The following is a 14,935-nucleotide window of genomic DNA, read 5'->3' as shown; positions in this document are numbered from 1 at the left end:
GCCGGCACCGGTGGGGCCCTGTTCCGCGGGGAATGTCCGGAACGGCCTGCGAGGCTTGGCGCCGATCCGCCGTGACGCCGCTTGCAGGCCCGCACGCTGGGCATCTACCGGGCATGCGCTCGTCAACCCCGCCCCGCGGCCGGCCGTCGCGCGCGGCCGTTCCGCTCGCCTGCCGCGCCACCCTGCTCGCCACCCTGCTCGCCGCCCTGTTCGCCACCCTGCTCGCCGCGTGCGGCACCGCCCAGCAGACCGCCACGCTGCCGCGCCAGACCCCCACCGGGTCCGCCGCGCCGACCAGCACCGCCGAGGTGGACGTCGACCGGTCCGGGATCGAGCCCGCCGAGGTGACGGGCGTGCGGCACGCCGCGCACGGCGCGTACGACCGGCTCGTCGTGGACCTCAAGGGCGACATTCCCGGATACAGCGTGAAATGGGTGGACGAGCTCGTCCAGGACGGCTCAGGAAAGCCCATCGACGTGCCCGGCGGCGCGTACCTCCAGCTCACGCTCTTCCCCGCGAACGCCCACGACGAGGAGGGCACACCCACCTGGACCGGCGGGCCCGTCTACCCGGCCCGCCTCGGCAACCTCAAGGACGTCGTCAGGACCGGCGACTTCGAGGCACGCGTCGGCATCGCGCTGGTGCTGGGCAAGCGGGCGCCGTTCCGGGTCACCGAGCAGGGCTCGCCGAGCCGGCTGATCCTCGACGTGGCACACTGACGTGCGTGGTGAGAAAGATCGAGGGCCCGGCCCGCATCCCCGTACCCGGCGGCAAGCTCATCGACGAGCACATCGGCCGCGTCAGCAGCGGCGACGAGGCGGTCTCCATCGCCCACATGACCGCTCCTCCCGGGTGGGAGGAGCCGGCGCAGACGCCGTCGTTCACCGAGTACACCGTGGTCCTGCGCGGGACGGTGATCGTGGAGCACGCCGAGGGCACGACCCGCGTCGAGGCCGGGCAGTCGCTGGTGACCTCGCCGGGGGAGAAGGTGCGCTACAGCGTGGGGCCCGGCGGGGCCGAGTACGTCGCGGTGTGCCTGCCCGCGTTCTCGCCGGAGTCGGCGGGCCGCGACGACTGACCACGCGGGGGGACGGCCGGGCCTGGGCGCGCGGGCGGGCGGTGCTCATATCATGGCCAGATGAGCCCCACGCATGACGAGATCCGGCGCGCTCCCAAGGTCCTGCTGCACGATCACCTCGACGGCGGGCTCCGCGCCGAGACGATCGTCGAGCTGGCCAGGGAGAGCGACTACACCCGGCTGCCCACCACCGACCCCGCCAACCTGCGCCAGTGGTTCGAGGAGGCGTCGGACTCGGGGTCGCTCGAACGTTACCTGGAGACGTTCGACCACACGGTCGCCGTCATGCAGACCCGCGAGTCGCTCGTCCGCGTGGCCGCCGAGTGCGCCCAGGACCTCGCCGACGACGGGGTCGTCTACGCCGAGGTGCGGTTCGCGCCCGAGCAGCACACCACCAGGGGCCTGAGCCTGGACCAGGTGGTGGAGGCGGTGCTGGAGGGGTTCGAGCAGGGCTCGCGAGGCCGCCGCGTCCGGGTGGGCACGCTGCTGACCGCCATGCGGCACCAGGCGCGCTCCCGGGAGATCGCCGAGCTGGCCGTGCGATACCGCGACGGCGGCGTGGTGGGGTTCGACATCGCGGGCGCCGAGGCCGGCTACCCGCCCACCCGGCATCTCGACGCGTTCGAGTACCTCCAGCGGGAGAACGCCCACTTCACGATCCACGCCGGCGAGGCGTTCGGCCTGCCGTCGATCTGGCAGGCCATCCAGTGGTGCGGCGCCGACCGGCTCGGGCACGGCGTGCGCATCATCGACGACATCTCCGTGTCCGAGGACGGCTCCGCGAAGCTGGGGCGGCTGGCCGCCTACGTGCGCGACAAGCGCATCCCGCTGGAGATGTGCCCCACGTCCAACCTGCAGACCGGGGCCGCCGCCTCGATCGCCGACCACCCGATCGGGCTGCTGCGGCGGCTGAACTTCCGGGTCACGGTCAACACCGACAACCGGCTGATGAGCTCCACCAGCGTGTCGCTGGAGTTCCACAAGCTGGTGCAGGCGTTCGGCTACGGCTGGGACGACCTGCAGTGGTTCTCGGTGAACGCGATGAAGTCGGCGTTCATCCCGTTCGACGAGCGGCTGGCGCTGATCAACGGCGTGATCAAGCCCGGGTTCCAGCAGATCAAGTGGCAGCCGTGAAGCAGACCTACCGTTCCAGGACCGCGTTCGTGCTGGCGTGGGTGTGGCTGGCGTTCGTCGCGTTCAACGTCTGGGACCTGATCGTCCGGTTCAACGGCAAGCCGTCGCTCGTCGCGCTGGCCGTGCTCGGGGCGCTGACGGCGCTCGTCTACGCCGTCGCGCTGCGCCCCGCCACGGTGTTCACGGAGGAGGGGCTGGTGGGGCGCAACCCGTTCCGCACCACGTTCCTGCCGTGGGCCGCGATCGAGGACGTCACGGTGTCGCACGCCATCACCGTGCAGTACGGCGACGAGCGGGTGCTGCGGCTGTGGACGCCGATGAGCAGCGCCCGCGAGCGCGCCAAGGCGCAGCGCCGCGGCACCGCCACCGAGCAGCGGGGGCGGTTCAAGACCGAGCCCACGCTGCCCAGGGCCGAGCAGGCGGCGGTGGAGGCGTTCGCCGGCAAGACGCACGCCGACTGGGTGGGCGACCAGATCCGCGAGCGTGCCGAGTCGGCCAGGCGCCGTGGCGAGGAGGCGGCGCCGGCCCGGCTGAGCTGGTCCTACGACGCGATCGGGGTGCTGGTCGCCGCGGTCGCGCTGGTGGTCGCCGCCCTCGTCATCCCCTGACGCCGCTCCTGCTCCTGTTGACGAACGCGGTCATGCCGGCCTGGGCGATGCCCGACGCCTCCACCTGCCCGGCCGCCTCCGTCTCCGCCCGGAAGGCCCGCTCCACCTCCGCGGCCGACGGCCGCAGCAGGGCCAGGTGCACGGCGGTGGCGGCGCCGGGGGCGCTCCAGTGGCGCACCCGGGCGATCGCCGCCTCCACCAGCGTCCCGGCGGGCACGAGCTCGTCGAGCAGGCCCGCGGCCAGGGCGTCGGCCGCGCTCATCCGCGTCGAGTCGAGCACCAGCCGCAACGCCCTGCCGCCGACGAGCCGGGGGAGCAGGTAACTGGCGGCGTTGGAGACCGACAGGCCGATGTGGTTCTCCGGGAAGAAGTACTCGGCCGCGGGGGTGCCGAGGCGGGCGTCGAAGCAGAGGGTCCACTCGGCGGCCCCGCCCACGGCCAGGCCGTTGACCGCCGCCACCACCGGGACCCGCGTCTCCAGCACGGCCCTGGTCATGTCGTGGAACAGCTCCACCTCCTCGACCAGTGACCGGCCGACGGCCTGGTTGATGTCCTCGCCGGCCGAGAACGCCCGGCCGGCGCCGGTGACCACGATGCCCCTGACGCCCCTGGTGCCCGTGCCGTGCTCGCGCACGGCCGCCGCCAGGTCCGCGCGCATGGCGGCGGTGAGGGCGTTGAGCTTGTCCGGGCGGGCGAGCGTGATCAGGGCCACCTCGTCGCGTACGGTCACGTCGATCATCGCTGCTCCTTGTCGGGCTGGGGAACCTGGATGGCGGGGGCGGCGCGCTGGTCGCGCCCGGGGCTGAGCAGGTGGCGCTTCTCGATGCGGGCCGACGGGGTCAGCGCGAACTCCTCGACGAACTCCACGTACGCCGGGATCTTGAAGCGGGCCAGGCGCTCCCGGGCGTGCCCGATCACGCTCATGGCGGTGTCCCGGGTGCCCGCGTGGCCGGGACGGAGCTGGATGAACGCCTTCGGGACCTCACCCCACAGGTCGTCGGCGACGGGGACGAGGGCCGCGGACAGGACCGCGGGGTGCTGGGCGAGCACGTGCTCCACCTCGGCGCAGGAGATGTTCTCGCCGCCCCTGCGGACCATGTCCTTGATCCGCCCGGCGTGGCGCAGGCGGCCGTGCTCGTCGCGGACGCCCAGGTCGCCCGTGTGGTACCAGCCGCCTCTGAAGGCGTGGGCGGTGGCCTCGGGATGGTTCCAGTAGCCCTTCATCATGGGGACGCCCCTGACCAGGATCTCGCCGGTCTCCTCGTCCAGCGTGACCTCCTTGCCCGGCGGCGCGACGCCCAGCGCGCCGGTGCCGACCGTGTCGGTGGCGCCGAGGGGCGAGATCAGGTCGGGGCCGCTCTCCGTGGAGCCGTACAGCTCGCGCCACGGCGCTCCCCAGCGCTCCTCGAACGTGGCGTGCAGGCCGGGCTGGATGCCCGAGCAGAGCACCACGCGCATGCGGTTGTCGCGGTCGTGCGGGTGGGGCGGCTGCTTGTGCAGCAGGAGGGGCATGGTGCCCAGCACGTACGTGAGCGTCGCGCCGTGCTCCCTGGCCGAGGCCCAGAACCCGGAGGCGGAGAAGCGGGGGAGCACCACCAGGGGGATGCCGCCCATCAGGCAGAGGAGGGTGACCCACTGGGGGTCCATGTACGAGTACGCCTGCGCGATCATCATGACGTCGTCGTCGCGGAGCTCGACCTGGCCGGCGGCGATGCGGGCGGTCCTGAGCCAGTAGTCGTGGGTGAGCATGCAGGCCTTGGGAAAGCCCGTAGTGCCCGACGTGTACTGAAAATTTGCGACATCGTCGGGGTCGGCCTGCCGGGGAGGGCGAGGCGTGCCGTCCCGTAACGCGTCGAGGAGGTGCACGGCGCCGGGGACGTGCGGGGCGTGCTCGCCGGTGGTGATCGTGGCCACGGCGCCCGAGTCGCGCAGGACGTGCTCCAGGTCGGCGGCCCGGTAGCGGACGTTCACCGGCACGGTGACCGCGCCCGCCTTGAGCACGGCCAGCCAGCTCAGCGGCCAGCCGGGCACGTTGTCCATCATGATCGCCACGCGGTCGCCGGGGCGCACGCCCTGGTCGATCAGGGCGCCGGCCATCCGGCCGGAGCGCTCGTCGGCCTCGGCGAAGCTGAGGGAGGTGTCGGGGAAGCGGAGGAACTCGCGCGCGCCGTACGTGCTAGCGGCGTGCCTCATCAGGTCGGGGATCGTCGTCTCGGTCATCCAGCGGCTCCCACGGATAGTCGGGCAGCAGGGAGAGGTCGGCGGTCGCGAGGGACGCGACGGCGGGGGCGCGGACGGCGGCCAGGCCGATCGCGACGAACTCGGCGCACACCTGCTCCAGCGAGGAGCGCCCGTCGGGGCGGTACCACTCGCTGGTGCCGGTGCACATGGACATCAGGGCGAGCCTGGTCAGCCGCTCGTCGGCGACGCGGAAGGCGCCCTCGGCCACGCCGTCGGCCAGCGCGTCCTTCCAGTGGGCCTCGTAGGCGTCGCGCAGGCCGATGATCTCGTCGCGGGCGGCCGAGCCCGGGGTGAGCGAGCGCAGCTCGCCGTCCATCACGCGGGTGGTCATGGGGCTGCGGGCGTGGACGGCGGTGAGCGAGCCGATGAGCAGGGACAGGCGGTCGGCGGGCCGCCGGTACGGGGCGAGCATGCGCTCGGTGGCGTCGATGAGGCCGCGCTGGGCGACCCGCATGAGGTCGGCCAGCAGGGCTTCCTTGCTGGTGACGTGGTGGTAGATGCCGGCGTTGGTCATGTTGACCGCCTTGCCGAGGTCTCTGATGCTGGTGGCCGCGTAACCCTGCCGTGCGAACAGCAGCACCGCCGCCGTCCTGATCCGCACGCCGGCGTCGGTGTCGCGGTCCGTGAGGTCCTGGATCATGTCCCTACCGAACGTTCGGTCGCCCGCTTTGTCCAGAACGCTACCCCAGCGCGTGGGAATTGGCCATAGTTGACTCTGACACCGTGTCAGCCCCTACACCTGGAGAGGACATGTTCAGCATCGGAGAGTTCGCCAGGCTGGGGCTGGTGTCCGTACGCATGCTCCGCCACTACGACGCCATCGGCCTGCTGCGGCCCGCGCACGTGGACCCCGTCTCCGGTTACCGGTCCTACCAGGCCGGCCAGCTCGCCAGGCTCAACAGGATCGTCGCGATCAAGGATCTCGGCTTCACGCTGGAGCAGGTCAGGGCCATCCTCGACGAGAAGGTCGGCGTGGAGGAGCTGCACGGCATGGTGCGCCTGCGCCGTGCCGAGCTGGAGGCCAGGATCAGCGCCGACCTGGCCAGGCTGCGCAACGTCGAGGCACGGCTGCGGACGATCGAGACCGAGGGGCAGATGCGCCCGGCGGAGGTCCTGCTCAAGAGCGTGCCCCGCACGCGGGTCGCCCGGCTCGCCGCCAGGGCGGCCGGCTACGAGCCGGAGCACATCGGGCCGGTCATCACGCCGCTGTTCGACGAGCTGTGCCGGCGGCTGGAGAGCGCCTGCGTCCGGACCGCCGGTCCCGGCATCGCCCACTACGCGCAGGAGGACGACGGCTCGGTCATGGTGCACGCCTGCCTGCCGGTGAACGTGCCGCCCGGCCCGTACGGCTTCGACGTGGTGGACCTGCCGGCCATCGGGACGGCCGCCACGATCATCCACCACGGGGCGATGGAGGCGGCGTGGTCGACGTTCCAGACGCTGGCGCACTGGATCGAGGAGAACGGCTACCGCTCCCGTGACCTGGCGAGGGAGATCAGCCTGCACGTACCCTGCGACAGGGACGAGTGGGTGACAGAGCTGCAGATCGAGGTGATTCCGTGCTGAGCCCGGACCTGGACCATCAGGACCCGGAACCCGCGGACCTGGAGCGCCGGGACGCGGGACTCGCGGGCCTGCAGCCGGACCTGGAGCGCCGGGACGCGGGGCTCGCGGGTCTGGAGCAGGACCTGGAGCGGCACCGCGCCGAGCTGGCCGGCTACTGCTACCGCATGCTCGGCTCCGGCTTCGAGGCCGAGGACGCCGTGCAGGAGGCGTTCGTCCGGGCGTGGCGGACCTACGACCCCGCGCGCGGCCCGCTGCGCTCCTGGCTGTTCCACCTGGCCACGAACGTCTGCCTCGACATGCTCAGAGGCCCGCAGCGCCGCGCCCGCGCCATGGACCTGGGCCCCGCCGCCACCCCCGGGGCCGCCCTGGGCGAGCCGCTGCCGGAGAGCCGCTGGGTCCAGCCCGTCCCCGACGCCCGCGTCCTCGACCCCGCCGACCTGGCCGTCACGCGCGAGACGGTGCGGCTGGCGTTCGTGGCGGCCCTGCAGCACCTGCCGCCCCGCCAGCGGGCGGTGCTCATCCTGCGCGACGTGCTCAAGTGGAGCGCCGCCGAGACGGCCGCCCTGCTGGCCACCACGGTCACCTCCGTCAACAGCGCACTCCAGCGCGCCAAGGCCAGGCTCCCCGCCGTGGCGCCGCTCGACGCCGACGTGGACGAGGAACTGCTGGCCCGGTACGTGACGGCGTTCGAGCGCTACGACGTGGACACGCTCGTCTCGCTGCTGCACGAGGACGCGACGACGTCCATGCCGCCGTTCACCTGGTGGCTGCGGGGCCGGGAGGCCGTCCGCGCGATCCTGCTCGCCTCCGGCGCGCCGTGCGAGGGCTCCCGCCTGATCCCGGCGCGGGCCAACGGCTGCCCCGCCTTCGGCCAGTACGACGCGAACGGGGCGGCGTTCGCCCTGGTCGTGCTGGAGGTCTCCGGCGGGCTGATCGCGGGCGAGACCACGTACCTCGACCCCGGGCTGTTCCCGCTCTTCGGGCTGCCGATGAGTTTCGAGGCCGCGCACCGTACTGAGGGGTGAAGGAGGAAACATGCCACAGATCATCGAGTTCCCCGAGCGCCCGTACATCGGGGTGCGCCGCACCATCACCATGACCACCTTCGGGCTGGTCGCGGACCGCATCGGGGAGATCATCGGCTGGCTGGCCGAACGCGGCGCGCACCCGGCGGGGGCGCCGTTCCTGCGCTACGAGAGCATCGACATGGCGGCCGACCGGCTGGTGGTGCAGGCGGGGGTGCCGGTGTCCGCGCCGCTGGAGAGCGAGGGCGACCTGTTCGCCGCCGTCCTGCCCGCCGGGCGTTATGCCACAGTCACCCACCACGGCCATCCCGACCAGCTCTTCGGCGTCATCGAGTCGCTGCTGAAGTGGGGCGAGGAGCAGGGGCTGACGTGGGACATGGCGGAGAAGGACGGGGCTGAGCACTGGGGGTGCCGCCTGGAGCTGTTCCAGACGGACCCGCGGGTGGAGCCCGACCCGCACAACTGGGACACCGACCTGCAGTTCCGCCTGGCGTGACCGTCCTCTGGCGCTGGGCGGAGGCTCAGCGCCAGAGGGTCAGCGCCAGAGGGTCAGCAGGTGCTCCGGGGCGAGGTGCCGGTCGCCACGGTCACGCTCACAGACCCAGCCGGAGGGCGAGGTCCGACCTCAGGGCGTCGAGCCGCTGCTCGGCCACCGCCCTGGCCTGCGCCGGGGTGCCCGCGACGGGGACGACGACCTCCAGGTAGCACTTCAGCTTGGGCTCTGTCCCCGACGGGCGGACCACCACGCGGGCGTCGTCCGAGAGGCGGTAGCGCAGGCCGTCGGTGGGCGGCAGGCCGCCGTCGCCGCGCGCCAGGTCGTCCACCCGCTCCACCGCCAGGCCGCCCAGCGCCGGCGTGCGGTCGGCGCGCAGGCGGGTCATGGCGGCGGCGATCAGCGAGAGGTCGGCCACGCGGAACGAGAGCTGCGCCGTCGCGTGCAGGCCGTAGCGGCGGGCCTGGTCGTCGAGGAGGTCGAGCAGCGTGCGGCCGTCGCGCTTGGCCGCCGCCGCGATGGCCGCCACCGTCAGGGCCGCGCCGATGCCGTCCTTGTCCCTGACCGGCAGCCCGTCGTCGGAGCCGATGCTGTAACCGAGGGCCTCCTCGTAGCCGAAGACCAGGCCGGGGCCCGCCTTGATGATCCACTTGAAGCCGGTGAGCGTCTCGCCGTAGCGCACCCCGTGCTCGCGGGCGAGCTTGCCCAGCAGCGAGGAGGAGACGATGGTGGTGGCCACCATGCGGTCGCCGGTGGTGTGCGTGATGACGTGCTCGGCCAGCAGCCCGCCGACCTCGTCGCCGCTCAGCATCCGTACGCCGCCCCCGGGCAGCGGCACGCCCACCGCGCACCTGTCGGCGTCGGGGTCGTTGGCCAGCACCAGGTCGGCGTCCAGCTTGGCGGCCAGGGCGACGGCCAGGTCCATCGCGCCCGGCTCCTCCGGGTTGGGGAAGGCCACCGTCGGGAAGTCGGGGTCGGGGTTGCGCTGCTCCTCGACCGCCATCGGGCTCTCGAAGCCGGCGCGCAGGAAGGCGTCGGTGAGGGTGGCCGCGCCGACCCCGTGCAACGGCGTGTACGCCACGCGCAGGCCCCGGGCCTCGCCGAGCGGCAGGGCGGTCACGGCGGAGAGGTAGTCGTCGACGATGCCCTCGCCCAGCTCGGTCAGCGTGCCGGGGCCGTTCAGCGGCAGCTCGTCCACGCGGCCGACGGCGTCGATGGCGGCCGAGATCTCGCCGTCGACCGGCGGCGTGATCTGGGAGCCGTCGCCCCAGTAGACCTTGTAGCCGTTGTCGCGCGGCGGGTTGTGGCTGGCGGTGACCGTCACGCCCGCGTCGGCGCCGAGGTGGCGGACGGCGAAGGCCAGCACGGGCGTGGGCAGCGGGCACGGCAGCAGCGAGGCGTGCAGGCCGGCGCCCGTCAGCACGGCCGCGGTGTCGCGGGCGAACACGTCGGACTTGTGCCGCGCGTCGTAGCCGATGACCACGTGCTTGCCCGGCCCGAGCACCGCGGCCAGGCCGGCGGCGGCGCGCATGACGGTGACGCGGTTCATCCGGTTGGGGCCGGCGCCCAGCTCGCCGCGCAGGCCCGCGGTGCCGAACTCCAGCTTGGCGCCGAAGCGCTCCTCCAGGGCGGGCAGGTCTCCGGCGTCGACCAGGGCGGACAGCTCGGCCCGGGTGTCGGGGTCGGGGTCCTGCGCCAGCCAGGCGCGGGCCGTCTCCAGGAGGGTCACAGCCGGTCCACCACCTTGGACAGCAGCACGCCCATGCGCGCGGCCGTGGCGCGGCCCACCTCCAGGACCTCCTCGTGGTCGAGCGGCTCGCCGGACAGGCCCGCCCCGGGGTTGGTGACCAGCGAGATGCCGAGCACCTCCAGGCCGGCCTCGCGGGCGGCGATGGCCTCCAGGACGGTGGACATGCCGACCATGTCGCCGCCCAGCGTGCGCAGCATGCGGATCTCGGCGGGCGTCTCGTACGTGGGGCCGCGGAAGGCGACGTAGACGCCCTCGGCCAGGGTCGGGTCGATCTCGCGGACCAGCGCGCGCAGGCGGCGCGAGTAGACCTCGGTGAGGTCGATGAACGTGGTGCCGGTGATCGGGTTGGCCCCGGTCAGGTTGATGTGGTCGCTGATCAGGACGGGGTCGCCGACGTTCTGCGTCTCGGGCCGCAGGCCGCCGGCGGCGTTGGTGAGCACGAGCGTGCGTACGCCTGCCGCCGCCGCCGTGCGTACGCCGTGCGCCACCGCGTCCACGCCGAGCCCCTCGTACAGATGGGTGCGGCCGAGGAAGATCAGCGCGTGCCGCCCTGACGGGGTGCGGACGACGCGGATCTTCCCGCCGTGGCCCGCCACGGCGGGCGCCCGGAAGCCGGGCAGGTCCGTGAACGGGATCTCGCGTACCGTCTCACCGATCGCGTCGGCGGCGGGCACCCACCCCGACCCCATGACGAGGGCAGTGTCAAAGCCGGCGTCGGAGGTGTCGAGGCCGGCGGCGCTGCGCAGCGCCGCCGCGGCCTCGCTGGCCAGGGTGTATGCGTCTTTGGTCACACCTCAGTAGTTTAGGAGCAGCCTGTCCAGAACCCGCACCCCGAACTGCAGCGCGTCCACCGGCACCCGCTCGTCCACGCCGTGGAACATCGCCGCGAAGTCCATGTCGGCCGGCAGCCGCAGCGGCACGAACCCGAACCCGCGCACTCCGAGGTCGGCGAAGAACGTCTTGTTGTCGGTGCCGCCCGACATGCAGTACGGGATCGCCCGCGCGGCCGGGTCCTCCTCCTTCAGCGCCGCGATCATCGACTCCACCAGCGCCCCGTCGAACGTGGTCTCCAGCGCGATGTCGTGGTGGATGAACTCGCGCCGCACCTTCGGCCCGAGCAGCCCGTCCACCGTCTTGAAGAACTCCTCCTCGAACCCCGGCAGGAACCGCCCGTCCACCACGGCCGTGGCCTGGCCGGGGATGACGTTCGACTTGTAGCCGGCGCCGAGCTGGGTCGGGTTGGTGGTGTGGCGCAGCGTCGCGCCCACGAAGCGCACCAGCGGCCCGATCCTGTCCAGGATCGGCTGCGGGTTCTCCTCGTCGAACGGGATCCCGAACGCGTCCGCGACCTCGGTGAGGAAGCGGCGGACCGTCGGCGTGTAGGTGAGCGGCCAATCGTGGCCGCCGATCCTGGCCACGGCCTTGGCGACCTCGGTGACGGCGTTGTCGTCGTTCAGCATCGAGCCGTGGCCCGCCGTGCCGTCGGCGATCAGCTTCATCCAGGCCAGGCCCTTCTGGGCCGTCTCGATGAGGTAGAGCCGCAGCGACGGGTCCACCTCCAGGGAGTAGCCGCCGACCTCGCTGATCGCCTCGGTCACGCCCTCGAACAGCTCGGGGTGGTGGGCGGTGAGGTACTTGGCGCCGTACACGCCGCCGGCCTCCTCGTCGGCCACCCAGGCGAAGACGAGGTCACGGCGCGGCCTGCGGCCCTCGCGCTTGATCTGGCGCAGCACGGCCAGCATCATCGCGTCCATGTCCTTCATGTCCACGGCGCCGCGGCCCCAGATGTAGCCGTCGCGCACCTCGCCCGCGAAGGGGTCGACCGACCAGTCGGCGGCGTTGGCCGGCACGACGTCCAGGTGGCCGTGGACGAGCAGGGCGGGCAGCGACGGGTCGGTGCCCTCGATCCGGGTGATCACGTTGCCGCGGCCCGGCTCGCTCTCGACGTAGGTGGCCTCGATCCCGACCTCGGCCAGCCTGGACATGACGACCTCGGCGGCGGCGCGCTCGCCGGGGCCGCTGCCGTCGCCGTAGTTGCTGCTGTCGACGCGGATCAGCTCCACGCACAGGTCGGCGACTTCCTTCTCAGCAGGGGTCATGGTGTTCTCTCCAGTGTGAGCAGTCCGGACTTGTGGAGGTGGCCGCGCTTGTAGGCGCGGGTGATGAGCGTGAGGTCGACGTCGGTGATCTCGTCGTACCGGCCGACGACGCCGGTCATGAAACGGTAGAGCGCCGCCTCGTGCGCCGCCACGACCTGCACGATGAGGGAATGCGTGCCCGTGGTGGCGGCGCAGTAACGGACGCTGGGGTGCGCGGCCAGTTCCTGGCCGACCAGGTCGAGCCCGTGGGGGCGGACCTTCAGCCAGAGCATGGCCTCCACCTCCAGGCCGAGCAGCGCCGGCTCCACCTCGGCCCTGGGCAGCAGCAACCGCCGCTCGATCAGCGAGGTGACCCGCCTGCGCGCGGTCGGCACGGAGATGTCGAGCCGCTCGGCGACGGCGGTGAACGCGATGCGGCCGTCGGCGGTGAGCAGGTCGGCTATCTCCTGCTCCAGGGGCGACAGCCCCTCCTCGTCGGGCAGGGACTCGGCGGGCGGGCCCGGCCGCAGCTCGGCCACCTCCGGCTCGGTCAGGTAGGGGGCGTGCCACTCGGCGACGGTCCTGAACGTGTGCAGCACGACCTGGGTCTGCGTCTGCAGCACGCCGTCGATGTCGGAGACCTGCGAGGACAGGATGCGGTGCAGGTCCTCCCTGGACGGCGAGACCAGCTCGCAGCCGAGGTCGGCGGCCCCGGTCAGCGAGTAGACCGAGCGCGTGTCGGGCCGGTCGGCCAGCGCCTTGGCCACCTGCGCCGCCGTGCCCGGCCGCACCTGGACGTGCAGGTGCACCGGCCGCCCGTGCCCGGTGCGCAGGTCGTCGTAGATGGCCGTGACCCGGACCACGCCGTCGGTGATCAGCCGCTGCAGCCGCCGGGCGACCGTGCGCTCGTGCTCGCCCACGGCGCGCCCGATCTCACCCCACGACGCGCGGGGGCTGACTTGCAGCGCGGCCACGAGCCGCCGGTCGAGAACGTCCACCTGCACCCGTTTCATTGTCGGGAAGTTAAATATTTCAAGGAATATTTGACTGTTTCGGTCGCCCGAATGCACAGTAGGCCATTACCGCACTTGTCAGCAAAGGAGCCCACGTGGCGACCTCCCCCCTCGCGCCATCACCACTCGGCATCCCCAAGAGCCGCGTCCGCCAGCTCATGGCGGCCAGCATCGGCAACGTCGTCGAGTGGTACGACTGGTACGCCTACACCTTCCTGGCTGTCTACTTCTCCGAACAGGTCTTCCCGAAGGGCTCGGCCAACAGCCTCGTGCCGCTGCTGAGCTCGTTCGCCGTCTTCGCCGTGGGCTTCTTCATGCGCCCGCTCGGCGGCCTGCTCGTCGGCGCCTTCGCCGACAGGTACGGCCGCAAGAACGCCATGACGTTCACCATCGTGCTGATGGGCGCCGGCTCGCTGCTCGTCGGCCTGACCCCCACGTACGCGACCGTCGGGCTGCTCGCGCCGATCATCCTCACCCTGGCCAGGCTCATCCAGGGCCTGTCGGTGGGCGGCGAGTTCGCCGCCGCCACCACGTTCCTCGTGGAGTCGGCCCCGCACGGCCGCCGCGGCCTGTTCTCCAGCTTCCAGTACGTCAGCACCACCATCGGCCAGCTCATCGCCTCCGGCCTGGCGGCGCTGCTGGCCACCAGCCTCGTCGAGGCCGACATGAACTCCTGGGGCTGGCGCGTCCCGTTCTTCGTGGGCGCCGTGCTGAGCCTGGTCGGCCTGTGGATCCGCAAGGGCGCCGACGAGACCTCGGCCGTGGCGGAGGAGATCCGGCGGGGCGAGGCCGAGCGGCCCAAGCTGTTCGACTTCCTCAAGCACCACCCGCGCTCGGCGGCCACCATCGTGGGCATCACCATCGCCGGCACCGTCGCGTACTACACGTGGACCAGTTTCCTGCCCACGTACGCGCAGATCACCGTGGGCTTCGACAAGGCGGACTCGCTGCAGATCGGCACGATCTCGCTGGTCTTCTTCATGATCCTGCAGCCGCTGCTCGGCATGCTGTCGGACCGGGTGGGGCGCAGGCCGATGCTGATCACGTTCGGCCTCGGGTTCCTCATCCTGCCCGTGCCGCTGCTCGGCCTGCTCACCGACTCCTACGGGAGCCTGCTGGTCGTGCAGCTCGTCGGCATGGTCTTCCTCGGCTGCTTCACCTCGATCTCGGCCGCGGTGAACTCCGAGCTCTTCCCGACCCGGGTGCGGGCGGCGGGGGCCGGGTTCCCGTACTCGCTGACCGTGGCTCTCTTCGGCGGCACCGCGCCGCTGATCGGCACGGCGCTGCAGGAGGCGAAGAACCCGGGGCTCTTCCCGTGGTACATGTCGGCACTGGCGCTGATCTCGACGCTGGTCTACCTCTTCGTCCTGAAGGAGACCAAGGACCAGCCGCTGCGCTAACCCCCGAACGAGGTGCAGGGGCGCTCCCGCAACTCCTTGACGTAGTCGTCGGGGGCGCCCGCGCGCTCGGCCGCCTCGGCCAGGCTGCCCAGGTAGCGGGCCGAGGGCAGGCCGCCCTCGTAGCCGTCGAGCACGTAGAACCAGGCCACCACCTCGCCGTCGAGGGTCTGCACCCGGAGACGCACCTTGTGGTACGCGCCGCGCACGGCGCCCTCCCACTGGTCGAGCGAGGTCTCCTCCCAGTCGGGCACGTCGTAGAGCACCACGAACACGTGCTCGTCAGGGTCCTCGACGATCGTGGCGATCGCGCCCTCCCAGGCGAGGTCCATGCCGCCGAACGTCAGGCGCCAGCCGGGCAGCCATCCCACACCCCAGACCGGTGAGTGGGGGGCACGCATCGCCATCTGCTCGGGATCCATGTTGGTGCCGTACGCGCCGTACAGTCTGAGATCACTCGGCTTGCCCGAACGGTCCGAAGGCCATGCCACGATCCACCCCTCCCGCCGGGTGCCACTCGTCATCCCGCTACCCGCGCCATCCTGCCACGCT

16 protein-coding genes are annotated in these 14,935 nt (G+C 72.3%); 8 read left to right on the top strand and 8 right to left on the bottom strand.

Annotation, left to right across the window (positions count from 1 at the left end; translation table 11 throughout):
* Positions 1–113 precede the first annotated feature (113 nt).
* From HD597_RS44820 to HD597_RS44805, 4 genes are read left to right on the top strand one after another with little or no spacing between them, the layout of a single operon-like run.
* Positions 114–719: an AMIN-like domain-containing (lipo)protein gene (locus HD597_RS44820; RefSeq protein ID WP_253752270.1), complete on the top strand. Its 606-nt coding sequence runs from the start codon at positions 114–116 to the stop codon at positions 717–719.
* Between the two features lie 5 nt (positions 720–724).
* A complete protein-coding gene (locus tag HD597_RS44815; protein WP_253752267.1) occupies positions 725–1,078 on the top strand; it encodes a cupin domain-containing protein in 354 nt (117 codons plus the stop codon).
* Positions 1,079–1,138: 60 nt separating this feature from the next.
* Positions 1,139–2,212: an adenosine deaminase gene (locus HD597_RS44810; protein ID WP_253752264.1), complete on the top strand. Its 1,074-nt coding sequence runs from the start codon at positions 1,139–1,141 to the stop codon at positions 2,210–2,212.
* Positions 2,209–2,820: a PH domain-containing protein gene (locus tag HD597_RS44805; protein WP_253752261.1), complete on the top strand. Its 612-nt coding sequence runs from the start codon at positions 2,209–2,211 to the stop codon at positions 2,818–2,820. The genes HD597_RS44810 and HD597_RS44805 overlap by 4 nt, the downstream gene beginning before the upstream one ends.
* Here the strand turns inward: HD597_RS44805 and HD597_RS44800 are convergent.
* Genes HD597_RS44800 through HD597_RS44790 form a run of 3 tightly spaced genes read right to left on the bottom strand, consistent with a single transcriptional unit; the run spans position 2,810 to position 5,701 of the window.
* Positions 2,810–3,559: an enoyl-CoA hydratase/isomerase family protein gene (locus HD597_RS44800; protein WP_253752258.1), complete on the bottom strand. Its 750-nt coding sequence runs from the start codon at positions 3,557–3,559 to the stop codon at positions 2,810–2,812. The genes HD597_RS44805 and HD597_RS44800 overlap by 11 nt on opposite strands.
* The gene (locus tag HD597_RS44795; protein ID WP_253752255.1) at positions 3,556–5,040 is read right to left on the bottom strand and encodes an AMP-binding protein; all 1,485 of its coding nucleotides are present in this window, start codon (positions 5,038–5,040) and stop codon (positions 3,556–3,558) included. Before HD597_RS44795 ends, HD597_RS44800 begins: the two co-directional genes overlap by 4 nt.
* Complete coding sequence (locus HD597_RS44790) at positions 4,997–5,701, bottom strand: TetR/AcrR family transcriptional regulator (protein ID WP_253752252.1); 705 nt, start codon at positions 5,699–5,701, stop codon at positions 4,997–4,999. Before HD597_RS44790 ends, HD597_RS44795 begins: the two co-directional genes overlap by 44 nt.
* 110 nt (positions 5,702–5,811) lie before the next feature.
* Here HD597_RS44790 and HD597_RS44785 point away from each other — a divergent pair, with 110 nt between their 5' ends.
* From HD597_RS44785 to HD597_RS44775, 3 genes are read left to right on the top strand one after another with little or no spacing between them, the layout of a single operon-like run.
* Positions 5,812–6,627 (top strand): MerR family transcriptional regulator, encoded by an 816-nt coding sequence (locus HD597_RS44785; protein WP_253752249.1) that lies wholly within the window; start codon positions 5,812–5,814, stop codon positions 6,625–6,627.
* Entirely contained in the window at positions 6,621–7,652 is a 1,032-nt protein-coding gene (locus HD597_RS44780) for an RNA polymerase subunit sigma-70 (RefSeq protein WP_308210825.1), read from the top strand. Before HD597_RS44785 ends, HD597_RS44780 begins: the two co-directional genes overlap by 7 nt.
* Positions 7,653–7,662: 10 nt before the next feature.
* Positions 7,663–8,148, top strand: coding sequence for a GyrI-like domain-containing protein (locus HD597_RS44775; protein WP_253752231.1), 486 nt, complete (start codon positions 7,663–7,665; stop codon positions 8,146–8,148).
* Positions 8,149–8,245: 97 nt separating this feature from the next.
* Here the strand turns inward: HD597_RS44775 and HD597_RS44770 are convergent, their stop codons facing one another.
* Genes HD597_RS44770 through HD597_RS44755 form a run of 4 tightly spaced genes read right to left on the bottom strand, consistent with a single transcriptional unit; the run spans position 8,246 to position 12,986 of the window.
* Positions 8,246–9,874: a phospho-sugar mutase gene (locus HD597_RS44770; protein ID WP_253752228.1), complete on the bottom strand. Its 1,629-nt coding sequence runs from the start codon at positions 9,872–9,874 to the stop codon at positions 8,246–8,248.
* Positions 9,871–10,686: a purine-nucleoside phosphorylase gene (locus tag HD597_RS44765; RefSeq protein ID WP_253752226.1), complete on the bottom strand. Its 816-nt coding sequence runs from the start codon at positions 10,684–10,686 to the stop codon at positions 9,871–9,873. The genes HD597_RS44770 and HD597_RS44765 overlap by 4 nt, the downstream gene beginning before the upstream one ends.
* 3 nt (positions 10,687–10,689) lie before the next feature.
* Positions 10,690–11,994 (bottom strand): M20/M25/M40 family metallo-hydrolase, encoded by a 1,305-nt coding sequence (locus HD597_RS44760; protein WP_253752224.1) that lies wholly within the window; start codon positions 11,992–11,994, stop codon positions 10,690–10,692.
* A complete protein-coding gene (locus tag HD597_RS44755; protein ID WP_253752221.1) occupies positions 11,991–12,986 on the bottom strand; it encodes an Lrp/AsnC family transcriptional regulator in 996 nt (331 codons plus the stop codon). The genes HD597_RS44760 and HD597_RS44755 overlap by 4 nt, the downstream gene beginning before the upstream one ends.
* Positions 12,987–13,081: 95 nt before the next feature.
* Here HD597_RS44755 and HD597_RS44750 point away from each other — a divergent pair, with 95 nt between their 5' ends.
* Positions 13,082–14,386: an MFS transporter gene (locus HD597_RS44750; protein WP_253752218.1), complete on the top strand. Its 1,305-nt coding sequence runs from the start codon at positions 13,082–13,084 to the stop codon at positions 14,384–14,386.
* Here HD597_RS44750 and HD597_RS44745 read toward each other — a convergent pair.
* Entirely contained in the window at positions 14,383–14,874 is a 492-nt protein-coding gene (locus HD597_RS44745) for a gamma-glutamylcyclotransferase family protein (RefSeq protein ID WP_308210824.1), read from the bottom strand. The two genes, HD597_RS44750 and HD597_RS44745, sit on opposite strands and share 4 nt — an antisense overlap.
* Between the last annotated feature and the right edge of the window lie 61 nt (positions 14,875–14,935).

It is taken from the genome of Nonomuraea thailandensis (genome assembly GCF_024172165.1).
Taxonomy (GTDB): Bacteria; Actinomycetota; Actinomycetes; order Streptosporangiales; family Streptosporangiaceae; genus Nonomuraea; species Nonomuraea thailandensis.
Note: the sequence above shows the minus strand (reverse complement) of the source record. Positions and strands in the feature narration are given on the sequence as shown.